The organism is Bifidobacterium apicola, assembly GCF_042846865.1.
Lineage (GTDB): Bacteria > Actinomycetota > Actinomycetes > Actinomycetales > Bifidobacteriaceae > Bombiscardovia > Bombiscardovia apicola.
This window is the reverse complement of the sequence record NZ_BAAFQQ010000001.1, coordinates 450,401-470,912: the sequence shown is the minus strand read 5'-3', so window position 1 is coordinate 470,912 and position 20,512 is coordinate 450,401. Positions and strand designations below refer to the sequence as shown.

At 63.8% G+C, this 20,512-nt stretch carries 16 protein-coding genes; 15 read left to right on the top strand and 1 reads right to left on the bottom strand.

Annotation, left to right across the window (positions count from 1 at the left end; translation table 11 throughout):
• Window positions 1-25: 25 nt before the first annotated feature.
• The 3 genes from ACGG9J_RS02130 to ACGG9J_RS02120 all read left to right on the top strand — a co-directional run bounded on the left by ACGG9J_RS02130 (window position 26) and on the right by ACGG9J_RS02120 (window position 2,576).
• Window positions 26-490: an alcohol dehydrogenase gene (locus ACGG9J_RS02130; protein ID WP_390133187.1), complete on the top strand. Its 465-nt coding sequence runs from the start codon at window positions 26-28 to the stop codon at window positions 488-490.
• Window positions 487-1,473 carry a prephenate dehydratase domain-containing protein gene (locus ACGG9J_RS02125; RefSeq protein ID WP_390133185.1) on the top strand — a complete coding sequence of 329 codons (987 nt, stop codon included), beginning with the start codon at window positions 487-489 and terminating at the stop codon, window positions 1,471-1,473. Before ACGG9J_RS02130 ends, ACGG9J_RS02125 begins: the two co-directional genes overlap by 4 nt.
• Window positions 1,474-1,538: 65 nt before the next feature.
• Window positions 1,539-2,576, top strand: a complete 1,038-nt coding sequence (locus tag ACGG9J_RS02120) for a prephenate dehydrogenase (RefSeq protein WP_390135284.1) — start codon at window positions 1,539-1,541, stop codon at window positions 2,574-2,576.
• Here ACGG9J_RS02120 and ACGG9J_RS02115 read toward each other — a convergent pair.
• Window positions 2,566-2,838 carry a DUF6725 family protein gene (locus tag ACGG9J_RS02115; protein WP_390133183.1) on the bottom strand — a complete coding sequence of 91 codons (273 nt, stop codon included), beginning with the start codon at window positions 2,836-2,838 and terminating at the stop codon, window positions 2,566-2,568. The genes ACGG9J_RS02120 and ACGG9J_RS02115 overlap by 11 nt on opposite strands.
• Window positions 2,839-2,922: 84 nt before the next feature.
• Here ACGG9J_RS02115 and ACGG9J_RS02110 point away from each other — a divergent pair, with 84 nt between their 5' ends.
• The 12 genes from ACGG9J_RS02110 to acnA all read left to right on the top strand — a co-directional run bounded on the left by ACGG9J_RS02110 (window position 2,923) and on the right by acnA (window position 20,495).
• Entirely contained in the window at window positions 2,923-3,888 is a 966-nt protein-coding gene (locus ACGG9J_RS02110) for a tyrosine recombinase XerC (protein ID WP_408069104.1), read from the top strand.
• 173 nt (window positions 3,889-4,061) lie between these two features.
• Window positions 4,062-5,732, top strand: coding sequence for a peptide ABC transporter substrate-binding protein (locus ACGG9J_RS02105; protein ID WP_390133180.1), 1,671 nt, complete (start codon window positions 4,062-4,064; stop codon window positions 5,730-5,732).
• Between the two features lie 129 nt (window positions 5,733-5,861).
• Window positions 5,862-7,523, top strand: a complete 1,662-nt coding sequence (locus ACGG9J_RS02100; protein ID WP_390133178.1) for a peptide ABC transporter substrate-binding protein — start codon at window positions 5,862-5,864, stop codon at window positions 7,521-7,523.
• Between the two features lie 190 nt (window positions 7,524-7,713).
• Window positions 7,714-8,640, top strand: a complete 927-nt coding sequence (locus ACGG9J_RS02095) for an ABC transporter permease (protein ID WP_015021632.1) — start codon at window positions 7,714-7,716, stop codon at window positions 8,638-8,640.
• A gap of 31 nt (window positions 8,641-8,671) precedes the next feature.
• Window positions 8,672-9,661, top strand: a complete 990-nt coding sequence (locus ACGG9J_RS02090; protein WP_390135283.1) for an ABC transporter permease — start codon at window positions 8,672-8,674, stop codon at window positions 9,659-9,661.
• An 11-nt stretch (window positions 9,662-9,672) separates the two neighbouring features.
• On the top strand, window positions 9,673-11,670 hold the full coding sequence (locus tag ACGG9J_RS02085; protein ID WP_390133176.1) for a dipeptide ABC transporter ATP-binding protein: 1,998 nt from the start codon (window positions 9,673-9,675) through the stop codon (window positions 11,668-11,670).
• 37 nt (window positions 11,671-11,707) lie between these two features.
• Window positions 11,708-12,556, top strand: coding sequence for a DUF3710 domain-containing protein (locus tag ACGG9J_RS02080; protein WP_390133174.1), 849 nt, complete (start codon window positions 11,708-11,710; stop codon window positions 12,554-12,556).
• Between the two features lie 4 nt (window positions 12,557-12,560).
• Window positions 12,561-13,247 (top strand): DUF3159 domain-containing protein, encoded by a 687-nt coding sequence (locus tag ACGG9J_RS02075; protein ID WP_390133172.1) that lies wholly within the window; start codon window positions 12,561-12,563, stop codon window positions 13,245-13,247.
• Window positions 13,240-14,526 (top strand): class I SAM-dependent RNA methyltransferase, encoded by a 1,287-nt coding sequence (locus ACGG9J_RS02070; protein WP_390133169.1) that lies wholly within the window; start codon window positions 13,240-13,242, stop codon window positions 14,524-14,526. Before ACGG9J_RS02075 ends, ACGG9J_RS02070 begins: the two co-directional genes overlap by 8 nt.
• Window position 14,527: 1 nt before the next feature.
• Complete coding sequence (locus tag ACGG9J_RS02065) at window positions 14,528-15,142, top strand: substrate-binding domain-containing protein (protein ID WP_390133167.1); 615 nt, start codon at window positions 14,528-14,530, stop codon at window positions 15,140-15,142.
• A 14-nt stretch (window positions 15,143-15,156) separates the two neighbouring features.
• Window positions 15,157-17,655: an HAD-IC family P-type ATPase gene (locus tag ACGG9J_RS02060; RefSeq protein WP_390133165.1), complete on the top strand. Its 2,499-nt coding sequence runs from the start codon at window positions 15,157-15,159 to the stop codon at window positions 17,653-17,655.
• Window positions 17,656-17,765: 110 nt separating this feature from the next.
• Window positions 17,766-20,495, top strand: coding sequence for an aconitate hydratase AcnA (gene acnA / locus ACGG9J_RS02055; RefSeq protein ID WP_390133163.1), 2,730 nt, complete (start codon window positions 17,766-17,768; stop codon window positions 20,493-20,495).
• The last annotated feature ends 17 nt before the right edge of the window (window positions 20,496-20,512 follow it).

Sequence of the window (20,512 nt, the reverse complement as noted above, 5' to 3'; positions counted from 1 at the left end):
ACCGGGTCGGACTAGTCTTGGACCCATGAAGACAAAGGTTTCGACGTCCAAGGATCAGACCTCCTCTTATTCGACGGGGAAGACCGACAAGGCAGGCCCCTTCCGTTGCCTGTTGGGCCTGCCCATCGGCCTGGCAGTGGGCGTGCTCGGGACCCTGGTCCAGCGTTCCGGGGCCGCCCAAGGTCTGCCCTGGGGCATGATCCTGGCCTATCTGCTGGTGGCTCTGGCCTCCTGGTGGGTTCGTTGCGACAGCGGCACCATGGGGCTGGCCCTGCATCTGGTGGCCTCGACGGTCACCGTCTGGCTGCTTTCCATGCGGGGGCCGGGCGGCGATGTCCTTATGCCTTACGCCAACTTTTCTGCATTCTTTGCCAAGTATGCGGTCTTTTTCTGGATGGGCGGGCTGGTCCTGATCCAGACACTGGCCATCTGCTTGCCGGCCTCCTGGTTTGCTGATGGTCCTCTGCGTCGTCAAGGGCGATCAGCATGATCCAGGATTCATCAGAAACGTCAGGGACTCTGCCTGACAGGATTCCTTTGCACTTCTTGGGCCCCCAGGGAACCTTTACCCATCAGGCCGCCCTTGAAGCCGCCGATCTCATGGACACAAGGCTGAGCTGCAGGGCGGATCTGCGTCCTTGCCCGGATGCAGCCTCCATTGTGGCCGCCGTGGAGGACGGCCGAGGCTGGGGAGTGCTGGCCTGGGAGAACAATGTGGAGGGCCATGTGGTGCCCAACATGGATGCCCTGATTGACGCTCGAGCGGTGGCGGGCTTCGGAATGGTCCGCCTGTCCATCGTCTTCGATGCCTTCGTCCGGGCCGACCATGGCCCCCTGCGCCAGGTTGCCGCCCATCCCCATGGATTGGCCCAGTGCAAGTGCTTCATCAAAGAGACCGGCCTCAATCCGGTGACGGCCAATTCCAACGCTGCCGCCTGCCGTGATCTGGGCCCTGACCAGGTGGCTTTAGGCCCTCGCATCTGCGGTAGTCTCTATGGTCTGGAGACCTACCGACGCGAGGTACAGGACTATCAGGGAGCCCGTACCGACTTCCTGCTGCTGGCTCCCCGGGACCAGGCCGCCTCGCTGGCACGCCGTCTGGCGCCGGGCGTGGATTTCGAATCCATCGTCACCTTCATCCCCCTGAATACCGGGCCGGGTGTGCTGGCCAACCTGTTGGACCGTCTGCGTGACGCGGGTCTGAACATGACCTCATTCATGTCCAGACCTATCAAAGGGCACGACGGGACCTACAGTTTCGTAGCCAGCATCGACGCCGCACCTTGGCAGAAGGGTCTGCATCAGGTGCTGGCCGACCTGCTCGAAAGGGGGGACTGGCTCAAGACACTGGCGGTTCATCCGCGCACCCCGCATCCGGCCCCGCCCATCCGTGAATGGATGCTGCCCAGGGCGGGGGCCTTCCGGGGTGAGGACCCCCATTTCGAGACGATCAGCAAGGAGTTGTTATGGTAGATGAATCCGCGCCTTTCGTGCCCATGGACTTGTCCGGACCCGAGCACATGCACCCGATGGCGGGTATGGCCGCCTCGCCGGTGCTGACTTCGGCCCACAAGATCGCTGTGGCAGGGCTGGGGCTGATCGGCGGATCGCTGGCTCGCCGCCTGGCTGCCCGTGGCCGGTTCGTGATCGCATGGAACCATAACGACCGTCCCTACGAGCAGGCCCGCAGCCAGGGGATCCACTGCGTGGACACCCTTGAGGAGCTGGCCAAAGGCAAACCCGATGTCCTGGTTCTGGCCACACCCCTGCGGGCCATGCCTGACGTGCTTCAGGCCCTGGCCCCAGTGTTGACCCGGGGCACCACCCTGACCGACGTGGGCAGCGTCAAGGGTCCGGTCCGTCGTCAGGTTGAGCAGGCTGGTCTGGCCGATCGTTATGTAGGTGCCCATCCCATGGCGGGCAGCGAAGGATCCGGCTATGCAGATTCGGACCCGGCTCTTTTGGAAGGCGCCCTCTGGGCCCTCTGCGTCGATGAGCACACGGATTACAGCCGTTTTTTGACCGTGGCCGACATGGTCACACAGGGACTGGGCAATCGGCTGATCGCCCTGGACGATGCAACTCATGACCGGGCTGCGGGACTGATCTCGCACATGCCCCATGTGGTGGCCACTGCCTTGGCCAACATGCTGGCAACATCGCCTGACCGCCAGGTGGCCTCGGCTCTGTCAGCAGGATCCTGGCGGGATATGACCCGTGTTGCCTTGACCGATCCGGAGCGGACTCGAGCCATGGTGGAGGAGAACGCCGACCAGGTGGCCGTCCTGCTGGATACCCTGGTCGAGAATCTGCAGGGCATGTCCTCTCTCTTGCGGGACCAGGAGCCGGAGGCTGGTGAAAAGCGCCAGGACTTCTTTCTCCAGGCGGACCCCTTCCGGCGCTATAAGGCCGCCCTAGGCGATCAGGAACAGATCACCTCCACCGACCTTGAACTGGATCCGCAGGGGGGCCATTGGCGGCAGGAGCTGCTTGACTCCGCCCTTCGCGGCGAGCAGGTCTCGGCATTCCTGACCACCAGTCGGGCCCGGGTTTTGCACCCGCCGGTCATCGACTGAGATCCGAAGGATCCGGGCGGGGCGAGCGGCGTTCCGGGACCGGCTTCAGGGCCACCATGTCTTCCGCTTGGAGTCTCACGCGCTCTCCAGGGCGCGAACCATTGGCCGCTGGGTCCCTGTCCAGGATCAGCCGCCGTCCATCCCAGTCGACTACATGCCCCACGTAGTCGCGGAACTTGGGCCTTCCGTCTTCTGGGTCCGACCCAAGTGCAATTCTGACCACCAGCCGCGCTCCGGCCGGTATGGTTGCTGGCAAACGCATGTCCATGCACCTCCCGGGTCAGTATCGCCCGCGGCTCCGACGATGGCTAAAGCGCCTAGACTGTAATGCACATGTTGTACGCGGATGCAGCACAGCCAAGCGAGGGGAGAATCCGGAGTGGATCAGGATCTGCAGGACTTCACCGACTATCTTTCCCTGGTGGCAGGCAAGAGCCCCAATACCGTGCGGTCCTACCGGGCCGATCTCGCGGGCTTTCTGCATCTGATGCATCTGCATGGCATTGATGATCCTTCGCAGATCGACTTGGTCATCATCAGATCCTGGCTGGCCCACGAGGCATCGACCCACGCCCGATCCACCATGGCCCGGAAGACGGCCGCGCTGAGGTCTTTCTTCGGCTGGCTGAGCCGACATGGCCGGATCAAGACCGACCCCACCCTGGCCCTGAGCAGCCCCAAGCAGTCCGAGCACCTTCCTCGGATCCTGACGCATGACCAGGCCAGCACCCTGATGGATACGGTTGACCAGGATCCGGTTGAGCCTCGAAAGGATGAGAAAGTTCAGGGGGCCCTGCAGATGCGTGACGCGGCCATGCTGGAGCTGCTTTATGCTACGGGTATGCGTGTGGCCGAGCTTTGCGGTCTGGATCTAAATGATGTGAACCGGCACAGTCGAACTGTAAAGGTCTTGGGCAAGGGGTCCAAGGAGCGGGTCCTGCCCTATGGCCTCCCGGCCGATCGCGCTCTGGATTGCTGGTTGGGGGAGGGGCGGCAGGTCCTGGCTGGCGCAACGGCCGAATCGGGCCGTAAAGCAGGTCAGGCTCTCTTCCTGGGTCAATTGGGCGGCAGGATTGGCCAGCGGCAGGTCCGCAAGGTGGTTCATCAGGCGGCGGGTCAGGCCGGGGTGCCCGACATCGCTCCACATGCCCTGCGTCACTCGGCCGCCACGCATATGCTTGATGGGGGAGCCGACCTGCGCGAGGTTCAGGAGATGCTGGGCCACTCTTCTCTGCGGACCACGCAACGGTACACCCACGTTTCCATCGAGCAGCTGCGGGCCCGGTACAGGCAGGCTTTCCCGCGAGCCTGAGACCGGCAATTGAGACGAGGCTTGCTTTACGAAACATCTTCGTACCAGAATATGGCGTATTGTGGCTTACACGTCAGCCAGGGATCTTTGAGGTTCGGTCATCCTAGTGTCCCCGGTTGCAGACGTGACGTTGACACTCAATAGATATATGAATTAAGGGAAAGGGAGCAGCGATGAAGAAGGGTTCACAGCTTACGCTCGTGTCCGCAACCATCTGCGCCTTGGCGCTTTTGGCCAGCGGCTGCGGCAGCGGTTCGGACACCAAGGGCGCTCAGCAATCGTCCAGCAGTCAGTCAGGCAATAACACCGTCGTTTCGATTCGTGGATGCGAGCCGGCCAAGCCGCTCATTCCCAGCAATACCGTGGAGAGCTGCGGCGGGCTGGTCGTGGATGCCGTAAATGCCAAACTGGTCTGGTTCGATGACCATGGCAAGGCCCACAATGATCTGGCCTCTGAGATCAAGGCCAATGACGACATGACCCAGTACAAGGTCACCTTGGCCGATGGGCGCAAGTTCTCGGACGGCACTCCCATCACGGCCAAGTCCTTCACGAAGGCCTGGTCCTGGGCAGCCAATGTGAACAACGGCCAGCTAGGCTCCAGCTTCTTCGCCAACATCAAGGGCTATGACGATCTGCAGAAGCAAGGCGTGTCTGCCGATGCCCAGCTGTCCGGGCTGAAAGTCGTGGATGACAAGACCTTCACCGTGGATCTGAGTTCCCCGTCCTCCACCTTCCCTATTCAGGTGGGCTACACCTCCTTCGCGCCGCTGCCCGAGTCCTTCTACAAGGACACCAAGGCTTTCGGCGAGAACCCCGTCAGCTCGGGCCCCTATAAGCTCGATTCCTGGCAGCACAACACCATGGTCAAGCTTCGCAAGAACACCGCCTACAAGGGTGATGTCAAGATTCAGAACGGTGGCATCGACTACAGGATCTACACCGATGTCGGTTCGGCCTACGCCGATGTGCAAGCGGGCAACCTGGACGCGATCGATACCATTCCCACCTCGGCCCAGAAGACCTTCATGAAAGACAGCCTTGTCAAGGGCTACAACGAGCCTGGTTCCGTCCTGCAGATGTTCACTATCCCCACCACCATGGAGCACTTCGGCCAGGACGAGGAAGGCCACCTGCGCCGTCAGGCCATCTCCATGGCTCTGGATCGCAAGATGCTGATTGACAAGGTTCTGGGCGGTCTGGGCGTGCAACCCACTGACTTCACTGCGCCGACCATTCCTGGCTACTCAAAGAATCTCAAGGGTTCCGATAACTTGAAGTACGATGCCAAGAAGGCCAAGGATGCCTGGGCCAAGGCGGACGCCATCAGCAAGTGGCCTGCTGACAAGAGCTTCCAGCTGGTCTATAATGCAGATGGAGGCGCCAAGGACTTCTACGACGGCATGGCTAACTCCATCAAGAACACGCTGGGGATCAATGCCGTGGCCACTCCTGTGCCCACCTTCAGCGAGTTCCGTGGCAACGTCAACAAGCGCGCCTACAAGGATGCGGCCTTCCGGTCGGCCTGGTCGCCTGACTACCCCTCGCCTGAGAGCTACCTGCTGAGCAACTTCGCCAGCTCGGCGGCTGATGGCAACGGGTCCAACGATGGTGATTACAAGAACCCCAAGTTCGACGACCTGCTGAAGCAGGCTGCCAAGGCCAAGAACACCGACGAGGCCAACAAGCTTTTCCAGCAGGCCGAGGAGATCCTTCTGCAGGATATGCCTGCAGTTCCGCTCTACTACTCCAATAACAAGGGTGCGTCAGCCAAGAATGTGCAGGGATTGGCCATTCGCTGGGACGGCCAAGCGAACCTTGCGGAGTTGTCCAAGAAGCAGTGATGATCGTGCCGGAAACGGCATAATCCGTCGTCACCGACCCGGCCGGATCCGCAGCAAAGCGGATTCGTGCCCGGGTTTTATGCACTGGCGGCGGATTTGGGAAATCAACCAAAGGAAAGAGCAGTATATATGAAGAAGCAATCGGCCCTGACCATTGCTGGCGCCGGACTGTGCGTCATGGCGCTCACTCTTGGCGCCTGCGGCGGATCCGGCGGATCCGACTCCTCTGCCAAGGAGACCAACAGCGGCAGCTCGGATGCCGTCATCTCGGTCTTCAACCCGGAGCCGGCCAATCCACTCATCCCCAGCATGACCAACGAGGTGGGCGGTGGCAACCCCATCGACGTCATGTTCTCCAAGCTGGTCCGCTTCGACGACAAGGGCAAGCCAGCCAACGAGATCGCCAAGCAGATCAAGGCCAATGAGGACAACACCCAGTACACCGTGACCATCAACGACGGATGGAAGTTCTCGGATGGCACTCCGGTCACCGCACAGTCCTTCACCAAGGCCTGGTCCTGGGCGTCCAGCATCGCCAACAAGCAGCTGGGCTCCAGCTTCTTCGCCAACATCAAGGGCTATGACGACCTGCAGAAGGAAGGCACCCCTAGCGATGCACAGCTTTCCGGCCTGAAGGTCATCGACGACAAGACCTTCACTGTGGATCTGACTTCGCCCTCCTCCACCTTCCCCATCCAGGTGGGCTACACCGCCTTTGCGCCGCTGCCCGAGTCCTTCTACAAGGACACCAAGGCCTTTGGTGAGAAGCCAGTGACCGTGGGACCTTACAAGTTCCAGTCCTGGGAGCACAACAAGGCCATAAAGGTCGTCAAGGACCCGGCTTACAAGGGCGGCATCAAGGTCAAGAACGGCGGCGTTGAGTTCCGCTCCTACACGGATGCAACCGCAGCCTACCGCGACGTGCAGGCCGGCAACCTGGATGTGCTGGATACCCTGCCTGCCTCGGCCCGCAAGACCTTCCAGACCGACAACACGGTCCAGGCCATCAACGACCCGGGCTCAGTCATCCAGATGTTCACCATCCCCACTTACATGAAGCACTTCGGCCAGGATCAGGAAGGCAAGCTCCGCCGCCAGGCCATCTCCATGTCCATCGATCGGGCAACCATCATCAAGAAGGTGCTGTCTGGAACCGCCAAGGAAGTCCACGACTTCACCGCCCCCGTCATCCCCGGCTATTCAACCGACATCAAGGGATCGGATGTGCTCAAGTACAACCCGACCAAGGCCAAGGAGCTCTGGGCCGAGGCCAACAAGATCTCCCCATGGGGCGAGGGCGACACCTTCAAGATCGCCTACAACGCCGATGGCGCCCACAAGGAGATCTACGATGCGGTCACCAACTCCATCAAGAACGCCTTGGGCATTCAGGCTGCAGGCAACCCTCTGCCCACCTTCAGCGAGTTCCGCTCCAACGTGCAGAACCGCAAGTTCACCGACTCGGCTTTCCGCTCCGGCTGGCAGCCCGACTACCCCTCGCCCGAGAGCTACCTGTCCAGCAACTTCGCCAGCTCGGCAGCCAACGGCAACGGTTCCAACGACGGCGACTACAAGAACCCCGAGTTCGACAACCTGATGGACAAGGCAGCCTCCGCCAAGAGCATCGACGAGGCCAACAAGATCTACCAGCAGTCCGAGGAGCTGCTCTTCCGCGACCTGCCCGCAGTTCCGCTCTACTACCAGAACTCCAATGGCGTGGCGGCCAAGAACATCAAGGGATTCTCCTTCAATTGGAAGGGCGTCCCTGCCTACTACAACATCAGCAAGTGAGGTGACGGGAGTCTGAATCCCGCACCTGAAAACTGACGCCGCCCGGGCCGGCGCGGAAGGATCCACTCCGCGCCGGCCTTGGTGTCCTTGCACCCCTGTTGAGGTGTGCTGGTAGACTCAAACAAGAATTTTTGCGGCGACCCTGATCCCCATGCCGATCCCGGTCGCGGATGACAAAGGAGAATAGCCGATGGGAAAATATCTTCTGCGACGTATTCTGCAGATGATCCCCGTCGTTCTCGGCACGACACTGCTGATATACGCGCTGGTCTTCGCGCTTCCTGGCGACCCTGTGGCCGCCATGTTCGGGGACAAGCCGGTCAACCAGGCCGTTGCCGCACAGATACGTTCGGAATACAATCTCGACAAGCCCTTCATCGTGCAGTACGTGCTCTTCCTGAAGAATGCGCTGACCCTGAACTTCGGCAACACCTTCGCCGGTCAGCCTGTGATCAGCGTGATCGGCAGGGCCTTCCCAGTGACCATCAAGCTGGCGCTGATGGCTTTCGTCTTCGAGGGCATCTTTGGCGTGATCTTCGGCATCATCGGCGGCCTGACCAAGGGCAAGTGGTCGGACAACATCATCCTGGTCCTCTCCCTGCTGCTGATTTCGGTGCCTACTTTCGTCACCGGCTTCATCCTGCAGTACCTGTTCGGCGTCAAATGGCATTTGCTGCCAGCCACAGCCGGGGCCAATCCGGGATTCATTGATCTGCTCATGCCGGCCGTTGTACTGGGGTCGGTATCCATGGCATCCATCATCCGTCTGACCAGAACGGAGATCACCTCCAACATCTCCGAAGATTATGTGCGCACGGCTCGGGCCAAGGGCATGAGCAACCGGTCTGTCATCGTGCGGCATGTGCTGCGCAACTCCCTGATCCCCGTAGTCACTTACCTGGGCGCCGACATCGGCGGACTTATGGGCGGGGCCATGATCACTGAGCGAATCTTCAACATCCAGGGCGTAGGCAACACCCTTTACCAGGCCATCCTAAGGGGCGAAGGCACCCTGGTGGTCTCCATCGTGACCATTCTGGTCCTGATCTTCGTCATCACCAGCCTCCTGGTCGACCTGCTCTACGCAGTGCTCGATCCGCGGATCCGGTATGCGTGAGGGAGAGGGACCGACTATGAGTGAAACGGCAATGAACGAGTCAAGCGAACAGAACGAAAGCCAGGCCCGCGTCTACTTCCCGGACCCCTTGCCGGGGCAGGAGCGGTTTGTGGCCCCCATCGACGAGACGCCCCTGCGCGAGGTGGACTCAGTGGATGAGGACGTGCCGCCTACCAGCATGTGGGCTGATGCCTGGAAGACCCTGAGACGCAACCCGCTCTTCATCATCTCCGCAATCCTGGCGATCGTGGTCATCCTGGTGGCCCTTTTCCCCAATCTCTTCGCCAAGCAGGACCCCATGGCCTGCAGCCTGTCCAACTCCTTGGAACCAGGTCGACCGGGGCACCCCTTCGGTTTCGACCTGCAGGGTTGCGACGTCTACAGCCGCGTCATCCATGGGGCCCGGACCTCGGTGGCCATCGGCATCATGACTACCATTCTTGTCACCGTCTTCGGCGGCCTCATCGGTGCCATCGCCGGATTCTTCGGGGGCTGGGTTGACGCAGTGCTCAGCCGCATCACCGACATCTTCTTCGCCATCCCCATGATTCTGGGCGCCATCGTGCTCCTGCAGATGTTCCGCACCTCCACATCCCTGTGGAAGATCATCCTGACTCTGACACTCTTCGGGTGGGTCAATATGGCCCGCATCACCCGCAGTGCTGTTCTGGAGGCCAAGAATCTGGAGTTCAACACCGCTTCCACGGCCCTGGGCTCCACGCCCTTGCGCAACCTCTTCCGGCACATCATGCCCAACTCCCTGGCCCCGGTCATCGTCATGGCCACCATGTCGCTGGGCACCTACATCGTCTCTGAGGCCACTCTGAGCTTCCTGGGCATCGGCCTGCCCTCCACCGTGGTCTCTTGGGGCGGGGACATTTCGACGGCCCAGAACCTCCTGACCACCAACCCCTCGGTCCTCTTCTATCCCTCCGCAGCCCTGGCCATCACTGTGCTGGCCTTCATCATGATGGGCGACGCGGTCAAGGATGCATTGGATCCCAAGAGCAGAACGGCCTGAGTGGAGGAAGCATGACTGAAGCAGACAAGAATACGACCACCAATCAGGAGAATCAGCCCCTGCTCGATGTGCGGGACCTGCAGGTGGACTTTACCGCCGATGGGCGCACCGTTCACGCAGTTCGTAACGCCTCCTTCAACGTCTACCCCGGCCAGTGGGTGGCCATCGTGGGGGAGTCCGGCTCGGGCAAGTCCACCTCGGCCATGGCCGTGCTGGGCCTTCTGCCTGGCACCGGCAAGGTGACCGGCGGCAGCATCCGGCTCAATGGCCGCGAGCTGGTGGGCCTGGACCGCAAGGACTATGAGGCGCTGCGTGGCTCCCAGGTGGGCCTGGTTCCGCAGGACCCCATGAGCAATCTGAACCCGGTCTGGCGCATCGGCTCCCAGGTCAAGGAGGCGCTGACCGCCAACCATATGGATGTCTCCCGGGAGAAGCGCTCCCGGTTGGCCAAAGCCCTGGCTGGCGACGAAGAGGTGAAGGTCAAGAAATCCGACGACGAGCTCTTCATCTCCTCCAAGGATTTGTCTGGCCTGCTCGAGGCCGCCCGTCAGGCCCTGAGCGATGCCGGGGTGGCCGACGTGGACAAGACCATGGAGGCCATGAAGGCCGAGTGGGATGTTGGCTCCGAGACCCGCTGGGGCGTGGCCAAGTCCCTGATTGATGCCGGTGTGGACGACGACACGGCCTGGACGGTGGCCAAGGAGCATGTGACCGGCTCTGATATGGACGACCGCATTGCCGGTCTGCTGTCGGAGGCTGGGTTGCCCGAGGCTGCCACCAGGGCCCGGCAGTATCCGCATGAGTTCTCCGGCGGCATGCGCCAGCGTGCCCTGATCGCCATCGGCCTGGCCTCCCGGCCCGACCTGCTGATTGCGGACGAGCCCACCAGCGCCCTGGATGTGACCGTCCAGAAGCGGATTCTGGACCACCTGCGCAACCTGACCGAATCCTTGGGCACCGCGGTGCTTTTCATCACCCACGACCTGGGTCTGGCAGCCGAGCGTGCCCAGCACATCGTGGTCATGTACCGTGGTCAGGTGGTGGAGTCCGGACCCAGCCTGGAGGTCCTGCAGCATCCCCAGCACCCCTACACCAAGCGGCTGGTCCAGGCTGCGCCCTCGCTGGCCTCCCAGCGCATCATCTCCGCCAAGCAGCGCGGCCAGGATGCTGAAGGCCTGCTGGAGCACCATGTCAAGGGCGAGAGCACCCTGGAGCGCAGCGAGCACGTCATCACCGTGGAGCACCTGACCCGCGAGTTCAGGCTGCCCAGACGCAAGGAGCTGTTCAAGGCCGTGGACGACGTCTCCTTCTCGGTCAAGAGGGGGACCACCCTGGCCATCGTGGGGGAGTCCGGCTCCGGCAAGTCCACTGTGGCCAACATGGTCCTGCACCTGCTCAAGCCCACCTCGGGCCGGGTGACCTACGAGGGCCAGGACATCTCCGGCTTCGGCAGCCATGAGCTCATGGAGTTCCGCCGGCACGTGCAGCCCGTCTTCCAGAACCCCTACGGCTCCTTGGACCCCATGTACTCCATCTACCGCTCCATCGAGGAGCCCCTGCGCATCCACAAGATCGGCAACGCCAAGTCCCGGCAGAAGCGGGTCAAGGAGCTGCTGGACATGGTGGAGATGCCCGAGTCGGTCATGGGGCGCTACCCCAACGAGCTCTCCGGCGGACAGCGTCAGCGCATCGCCATCGCCCGGGCCATGGCCCTGAATCCGGATGTGATCATCTGCGACGAGGCCGTCTCCGCCCTGGACGTGCTGGTCCAGGACCAGGTGCTTCGGCTGCTCAACGACCTGCAGGCCGAGCAAGGGCTCAGCTACCTGTTCATCACCCACGATCTGGCCGTGGTCAGGCAGATCGCCGACGAGGTGGTGGTCATGCAGCACGGCCGACTGGTGGAGCACGCCACCACCGACGAGGTCTTCGACCACCCGCAGCGCCAGTACACCAAGGATCTGCTGGACGCCATCCCTGGCGGCAAGCTGCGCCTGGGTCTTGACTAGGCATCCTTTGCACCGACCCACAAGGAAATGAGGCATCATGGGATTGTTCGGTTTCGGCAAGAAACGCGCCAAGCAGCAGGCCGAAGAGGCCGTCGAGGATCAGGAGGACCAGTCCAAGGAGCTAAACGAGTCCAAGGACGATGAGGAGTCCACAGAGAAATCTGACCAGACCTCTCAGTCTGACCGCGATGAGACGGCTGCAGAGCAGGACGAAGCCGAACATAGCGGGAAAGGACCTTGGGACAGCATGGATTCTGAGGCTCCCGATACCGATGAGTACTTGGACATCGGCGCCCTGATGCTGCCCTTCCTTAAGGGTAGCGAGCTGAGGCTCAAGGCCAACTCGCAGACCGGCGACGTGCTGGGAGCCACCATCACCTACAAATCCTCCAGTCTGGAGCTGGAGCCCTTCGCGGCCCCCAAGTCCCTGGGCCTGTGGGACGAGGTCCGGGCCGACCTGCTCAAGGCCAACCCCTCCTGCAAGGAGGTGGACGGCGTCTTCGGCAAGGAGCTGACCCTGCCCGTTAAGGTCAAGGGCAAGAACCTGCTGACCCGGGTGGTGGGTATCGACGGACCCCGTTGGATGCTGCGAGGCATCTTCTCCGGCCCTGCAGCCAAGGGCGGCAAGGAGAAGGATGTGCTCGACGACTACCTGGCCGACCTGGTCGTGGTCCGTGGCGATGAGCCCCTGGCCCCTCGTGACCTGGTTCCCATGCATGCGCCCATCACACCCAGCCAACGCCGCGGAGAAGCCGAAGACTCGGAGTCCAAGAACGATGAGAGTGCGCAGATCCCCGGCAGGCCGGAGGGCCCCTTCGACTCGGACCAGCAGACCGAGGTGAAGACCACATTGTCTCGCGGACCCATGTTCTCGGAGGTCCGCTGAGGCTGTGAAGCAGAAGCATTCCGGGCTGGCAGCGCTGGCCGACGACGATTTCTCCGTCATGGAGGCCATCGGCGGATGGCGGGGGATTGTCGAGTCGCTGCTGCCAGGGCTGGTATTTCTGGTTGTCTTCCTGGTGACCGGCCGTCTGGGGCTGACCGTGGCGCTTTCGGCGGCCCTGGCCGTCGTGCAGCTCTTGATTCGTCTGGTCCTGCGGCAGTCCTTTCTGGGGGCGCTGGCTGGTCTGCTTTCGGTGGGCATCTGTCTGGTGGCCGCATGGCTGACCCGGGATGCCCGCAACTACTATCTGCCAGGATTCCTGACCAACGGATTCTGGATCATCGTTTTGGGCGCCTCGCTGCTGGCACGGATGCCTGGCATCGGCCTGCTGGTGGAGTACCTGCGCCGACCCGTCGTTTCCGGGTGGAGACAATGGCTGGCCTCCTGGCGCAGTGAACCAGAGCTGGTACGGGCCTATAATCAGGCCACCCTGGTCTGGATCGCCGTCTTTGCGCTGCGCCTGCTGGTTCAGGTGCCGCTCTACCTGACTGGTTCCGTCGGGTTTCTTGGCGCCGCACGCCTGATTCTGGGCTTGCCCTTGTTTGCACTGGGTATTTGGGTCAGCTGGCTGCTGATCGGCGGCCCCTACCATCGTCGTCAGGCCGACCAGGAGGTTTATGCCGATCATGACTGAGACCAGGGTCCGTCTGCGCATCGAACGCTATGCCGACCAGGGCCGTTGTGTGAGTCACCTGGAGGACGGCCGGGTGGTCTTCGTCCGCTTTGCTCTGCCCGGGGAGCTGGTGGAGGTCCTCCTGGACGAGCCTCACGGCCGGGCCGGCAGATTCGCCACGGGCGAGGTCACCCAGGTGTTGGAGGCCAGCCCCGACCGACGTGAACCCGTCTGGCCTCTGGCCGGACCCTTGGCCTGGGGAGGCGGCCTGGGTGGCGCTGATCTGATTCATGTGAGCCTGCCAGGTCAGTTGACTTGGAAGGCTGATCTGATTGGTCAGCAGATGTCTCGCCTGGGCGGGGTGGACGTCCAGGTGCCGGTGGCTCGTGTTCCGGGCGATGAGGAGCTGGGTGGCCTGCGCTGGAGAACCCGAATCGAGCTGGTGGCCGACGACCAGGGACGCCCCTCCATGCGCCGTCGGGGTTCGCATGATCGTCTGCCGGTTCAGACCATGCCTCTGGCCACCCAAGAGCTGCTGGACCAGGCCGACGAACTGGGCATCTGGGAGGGCGGCCTGCCCGCTGGTGCCCGCATACGCCTGGCTGTGCCCCAGCCGCGCGATGGGGGACCGGTTGGCGACAACTTCGCGCTGCTGGTGGATGGACGCCTGAGTAAGGGGAGCCGCCTGTTGACGGAGCGGCTGGAGGCCGGGGCAGGACCTGTCTACCAGGTTCGGGCCGACGGATTCTGGCAGATCCACCGCCAGGCACCGGTCGTGCTGACCAAGGCGGTCCTGGACCAGGCCAGGCAGGCCCTGAATGGGGTCGCCGAACCGGTCATCTGGGATCTTTACTGCGGATCGGGGCTCTTCACCCTGCCCCTGGCCACTCTGGCCGACGGACGTGCCCGGCTCCTGGCCGTGGAGGGATCCGCTGGGGCCATTGCCAGCGCGAAACACAACGTGAAGCAGGCCGGACTGGACCGGGTGGTCCTGCGGCGAGGGGACGTGGCCAAGGTCCTGGCTGGCGGTCCGCCCAAGGGGCTGGGCCATCCCGACCTGATCCTGCTGGATCCGCCCAGGGCCGGTGCCAAGGCTCAGGTCTGCCGACTGCTAGCCGCCAGCGGGGCGCAGACCATCATCTATGTGGCCTGCGACCCGACCAGCCTGGCCAGGGATACGGCCACCCTGATCTCCCTGGGCTACAGCCCCAAGCATCTTGAGGCCTTTGACATCTACCCGATGACCCACCACGTGGAGACCGTGGCGCTCTTCACACGCACGGCGGGAAGGCAGCGCTGACATGAGCCGCGCCGGGCGGATTGTGGCAGCGGTCAGGCGGCTGGCGGGTCTGTTGCTGGCGGTCGCTCTGCTGGCAGGTCTGCCCATGCTGACCGGCTGCGCCCCTAAGGACAGGGCCGTGGGTGACTCCTGGCATGAGGGCACCGTGCCCCATGACGGCGTGGATCGGTCCGACACACTCGTGGCTTTGATTGGATGCCCCCAGAAGGGCGACAAGGAACCCGATACCGGTCTTGACAGCCGCATTCTGGCATCCTTGAAGGCGGAGCGCATGAAGGGTTATTTCTCCTCGGCGCAGTCCACCAGCGATCAGCAGGATGGGGTGCAAGATGCCGTCAACCGTGGGGTCAGTCTGATTCTGATCCGTCGGCCCGGACCCGGCGACTGGACCCCTGCACTGAAGGCAGCCCGGAAGGCGGGCATCCCTGTGGTAGAGTTCGCTCAAAGCGCCAAGGCTTGGACCCCTGACCCAGGTAGGCTCTACTATGCGGCTACGGTTCACCCGGTGGATCCTGCCGGGAATCGGGACGCGCCCTTGCTGGCTGACGCTCTGCAGACCATCGTGGACGACGGACCGCATGCAAGGATAATGGCCGTGCGCCTGAGCGCCGACTGAGAGGGGGGCCAAGGATGAGCACAGGCAGTGATCAAGAGCCGGCTGCGGGCACAACGGCGGGCACAGGCTTTCCGGACACCGGCCGGCCGGGGCTGAGCTCCCATGAGGTGGAGCAGCTGAAGGCCAGGGGTCTGGTCAACGTCTCCCAGGACCAAACCTCCCGCAGCCTGGGCCAGATCATCCGCGACAACGTCTTCACCCTCTTCAACGGGATCATCCTGACCGCTATGGTGGTGGTCCTGCTGACCGGACAGTGGAAGGACGCGGTCTTCGGCCTGGTCATCATCATCAACACCGGCATCGGCGTGGCCACCGAGCTCAAGGCCAAGCACACCCTGGACGGGCTGTCCATTCTGGTGGCCTCCGACTATACGGTGCGCAGGGATGGGCGCAACCTGACCGTGCCCCACGATGACATCGTCAAGGGGGATCTGCTCTGGATCCGCTCCGGGGACCAGGTGCCCGCCGACGCACAGATCATCGGCACCTATGGTCTGGAGCTGGACGAGTCCATGCTGACCGGCGAGTCGCGTACGGTCAAGCACAAGCCGGGCGACCAGGTCTATTCGGGCTCCACGGCCGTCTCGGGCATGGCTCTGGCGCAGGTGACCGCAGTGGGCGCCGACTCCTATGCCGCCACGCTGACGGCCAAGGCCAAGGTCTACAAGAAGGTCCGCTCCGACCTGAACGAGGGCATCAACACCATCCTCAAGGTTATGACCATAGTGGTCATCCCCCTCTGCCTGCTGCTCATCTTCACCCAGATGCGGACCGTGGGCGGCTTCCAGACGGCGCTGGCCACAGGAGCCTGGCGGCAGGCCGTGGTGTCCGCCGTGGCCGGGGTGGTGGGCATGATCCCCGAGGGTCTGGTCCTGCTGACCTCCCTGAACTTCGCCCTGGCCGCCATCCGCCTGGCACGGCATCAAACTTTGGTTCAGCAGATGGAGTCCGTGGAGACCCTGGCCCGTGTGGATGCCCTGAATCTGGACAAGACCGGCACCATCACCGACGGGGGCATCGTCTATGACGACCTGCATCCGCTGGCCGAGGACCTACCGGCACAGCAGCTGCGGCAGGCCCTGGTGGATGTCTGTGCGGAGGAGAGCCCCAACGCCACCGGCCGGGCCATCCTCAAGGGGATGGACGACCTGCACCCCAGCAGGGCCGTCAGCCGTCTGCCCTTCTCCTCGGCTCGCAAGTGGAGCGCCGTGGCCGACCAGTCCGGCAAAATCTGGTACTTCGGCGCCCCGGAGGTGCTCCTGGCATCCCAGGCTGGCAGCTGGCCCCAGGTGGACCAGCAGGTGACTGACCTGGCCGACCGTGGCTACCGGGTGCTGATGCTGGCCGCCCCCGACGGGTATCCAAGCACCGACCAGCCTGACTACTTCACCAGCAGCCCCGACCTGCCCGGGAACCTGAAGCCTCTGGCCCTGATCACCTGCTCGGAGCACATCCGCGACGACGCCGCCGAGACCCTGGCCTGGTTCCGCCAGCAGGGCGTGCGCTGCCGGGTCATCTCGGGCGACAACCCGGCCACGGTGGCGGCCATCGCCAACAAGGTGGGCCTGACCGGCGACCGGGCGCCCAGGGCCATGGATGCCCGTCAGCTGCCCGAGGACACGGCTGCCCTGGCCGAGGTCCTGGAGGACGTGGACGTGCTGGGCCGGGTCCTGCCCGACCAGAAGAAGGCTATCGTCCAGGCCCTGCACCTGAAGGGCCATACGGTGGCCATGACCGGCGACGGGGTCAACGACTCCCTGGCCCTGAAGGAGGCGGACCTGGGCATCGCCATGGGCAATGCGGCCGCCGCCACCAAGGCCGTGGCCCAGCTGGTCCTGGTGGATTCGCGCTTCTCCCACCTGCCCGACGTGGTCGCCCGGGGTCGGCAGGTCATGGCCAACATGGAGCGTGTGGCCGGCCTCTTCCTGGTCAAGACCGTCTACTCGGCCCTGATCTCCCTGGGCGTGGTCCTGACCGGCATCCCCTTCCCCTACCTGCCCCGGCACATCACCTACATCGGTGCCCTGACCATCGGTACCCCGGCCTTCTTCCTGGCGCTGGCCCCCAACACCAGGCGCTACCGGCCCGGCTTCCTCAATCGGGTGGTCACCTTCGCCCTGCCTTCGGGCATCGCCATTGCTTTGATTGTGCTGGCGGCGGCCTGGAGCCTGCCTGGTCTGCTGGGCCTGGATCTGGCCCGGCCCGGGGACCTGGGGCGCTGGCGGTCGGTCTGCGCCATCGTCCTCTTCTGCATGGGCGTGCTGGTCCTGACCCAGGTGGCCCGGCCCCTGCGCTCCTGGAGGGGTCTGCTGGTCCTCTTCTTTGCCGCAGCCGGGGTGATCGGGGCCCTGATTCCCTTGGTGGCGCAGTTCTTCGCCATCAGCCTGCCCACCGGACCGGCCCTGGTCGCCACCGTGGCCTTCGTCCTGGTGGGAGCCCTGCTCATGGTCCTGGCCGTTCTTGGCTATCCAGCATGCGCACGTTACATCCGTCAGGTAACACATCGGGGCTAAGACTGGAACCTAAAAAGCACAGATAGCGTCACTGACGGCCTGGGGTCCTCCCGCCGCCGGTCCACATGGGCGCAAGGGCAGTGCCTGAGCGTCCAAGGAAGGGGTGGTGCATGTCAGAATCCGCACAAGATGCCGGTCGTTCCAAGCTCAAGGTGGGCTCCGAGGAGTTCGAATACTACCGGATCAGCGACCTGCCGGGGATCGACCACCTGCCCTACAGCCTGCGCATCCTGGCCGAGAATCTGCTGCGGCACCAGAACGGAACCACGGTGACCCGGGACCAGCTGGACCAACTGCTGGACTGGGACCCCAAGGCCCAGCCCGACAGGGAGATCCAGTTCAGCCCCGCCCGGGTGCTCATGCAGGACTTCACCGGCGTGCCCTGCATGGTCGACCTGGCCACCATGCGCGACGCCATCAAGGCCCTGGGCGACGACCCCTCCCTGGTCAACCCGCTCATCCCCGCGCAGATGGTCATCGACCACTCCGTCCAGGTGGACAGCTCGGGCGTGCCCGGCGCCCTGGAACACAACATGGACATGGAATACCAGCGCAACAGTGAGCGCTACCGCTTCCTGCGCTGGAGCCAGCAGGCCTTCCAGAACTTCCGCGTGGTGCCCCCGGGCACCGGCATCATCCACCAGGTCAACCTTGAGTACCTGGCCCAGGTGGTCATGCGCAGGGACAGGACCCAAGGGGAGGGGCCGGCCCTGGTCTACCCGGACTCCTGCGTGGGCACCGACTCCCACACCACCATGGTCAACGGCCTGGGCGTGCTGGGCTGGGGCGTGGGCGGCATCGAGGCCGAGGCGGCCATGCTGGGCCAGCCCATCTCCATGCTGGTGCCCCAGGTCCTGGGCTTCAAGCTGACCGGATCCATCCCCGAGGGGGTCACCGCCACCGACGTGGTGCTGACCGTGACCCAGATGCTGCGCGAGGTGGGCGTGGTCGGCCGGTTCGTGGAGTTCCACGGCAAGGGCCTGGCCCAGGTTCCCCTGGCCAACCGGGCCACCCTGGGCAACATGAGCCCCGAGTTCGGCTCCACCTGCGCCATCTTCCCCATCGACCGAATCACCCTGGACTACCTGCGTCTGACCGGCCGCAGCGACGAGCATGTGCGCCTGGTGGAGGCCTATGCCAAGGCCAACGGCCTGTGGATGGACCCGGAGGATGCCGACTGCCCCGAGCCTGAGTATTCCCAGGTGCTGGAGCTGGACCTGTCCACGGTGCGTCCCTCCATTGCCGGCCCCCGGAGGCCCCAGGACCGCATCCTGCTGGACCAGGCCCAGAAGACCTACCAACGTGACCTCAAGGATTACATCGACCAGGACAAGGACAAGGGCGAGGCTGTGCCGGTCAGGAAGGCCGACGGCAGCGAGTTCAGCCTGCGGGACGGGGATGTGGTCATCGCGGCCATAACCTCCTGCACCAACACCTCCAACCCCTCGGTCATGGTGGCCGCCGGTCTGCTGGCCCGCCAGGCGCGTGCCCGGGGCCTCAAGCCCAAGCCCTGGGTCAAGACCTCGCTGGCTCCCGGCTCCCAGGTGGTGACGGACTACCTGAACCGAACCGGCCTGAGCAAGGACCTGGACGCCCTGGGCTTCGAGCTGGTCGGCTACGGCTGCACCACCTGCATCGGCAACTCCGGCCCCCTGGACCCGGCCATCCACCAGGCCATCGCCGACCACGACCTGACGGTGACGGCCGTGCTCTCGGGCAACAGGAACTTCGAAGGGCGCATCAGCCCTGATGTGAAGATGAACTACCTGGCCTCGCCGCCCCTGGTGGTGGCCTACGCCCTGGCCGGCACCATGGACTTCGACCCCTGGCGCGACCCCCTGGGCCGGGACAGCCAGGGCAGGCCGGTCATGCTGGCGGACATCTGGCCCTCCCAGGAGGCCATCGAGTCCGTGGTGGGCACCGCCCTGGACCGGGACATGTACCTGCGTGACTATGCGGACGTCTTCGGCGGAGACAAGCGCTGGCGGAAGCTGGAGGTGCCGGAGGGAGAGCTCTTCCACTGGGATCAGGATTCCACCTACATCCGTCGCCAGACCTTCTTCGACGGCATGAAGGCCCAGCCCGACCCCCTGGAGGACATCCAAGGGGCCCGGGTGCTGGCCCTGCTGGGGGATTCGGTCACCACCGACCACATCTCGCCCGCAGGGGCCATCAAAGCCGACGCACCGGCCGGCCGCTACCTGCAGGAGCATGGCATAGCCCCCAGGGACTTCAACTCCTATGGCTCCCGGCGCGGCAACCATGAGGTCATGGTCCGGGGCACCTTCGGCAACATCCGCCTGCGCAACCAGCTGCTGGCCTCGGTGGGGCTGGATGTGCGCCCGGGTGGGTTCACCTACGACTTCCTGAACGGCCAGGAGACGACCATCTTCGAGGCGGCGCAGGACTATGCCAAGCAGGGCACGCCCTTGGTGGTGCTGGCCGGCAGCGAGTACGGGACGGGCTCATCAAGGGACTGGGCGGCCAAGGGCACCCGGATGCTGGGCGTGCGGGCCGTCATCGCCAGATCCTTTGAGCGCATCCACCGCAGCAACCTGATCGGCATGGGCGTGCTGCCGCTGGAGTTCCCTGCGGGTCAGTCGGCCCAGAGTCTGGGTCTGGATGGCCAGGAGACCTATGACCTGATCGGCGTCGATGCCCTGAACAGCTCCTTGCCCGAGCAGGTTCAGGTGCGGGCCCAGCGGTCCGACGGCGGCAGGGTGGAGTTTGCGGCCAAGGTGCGCATCGACACCCCTGGCGAGGCTGATTACTACCGCAACGGCGGCATCTTGCAGTACGTGCTGCGCGGTCTGCTGGCCAAGGCCGACCAGGAGGCCTGAAGAGGATACGAAAATCC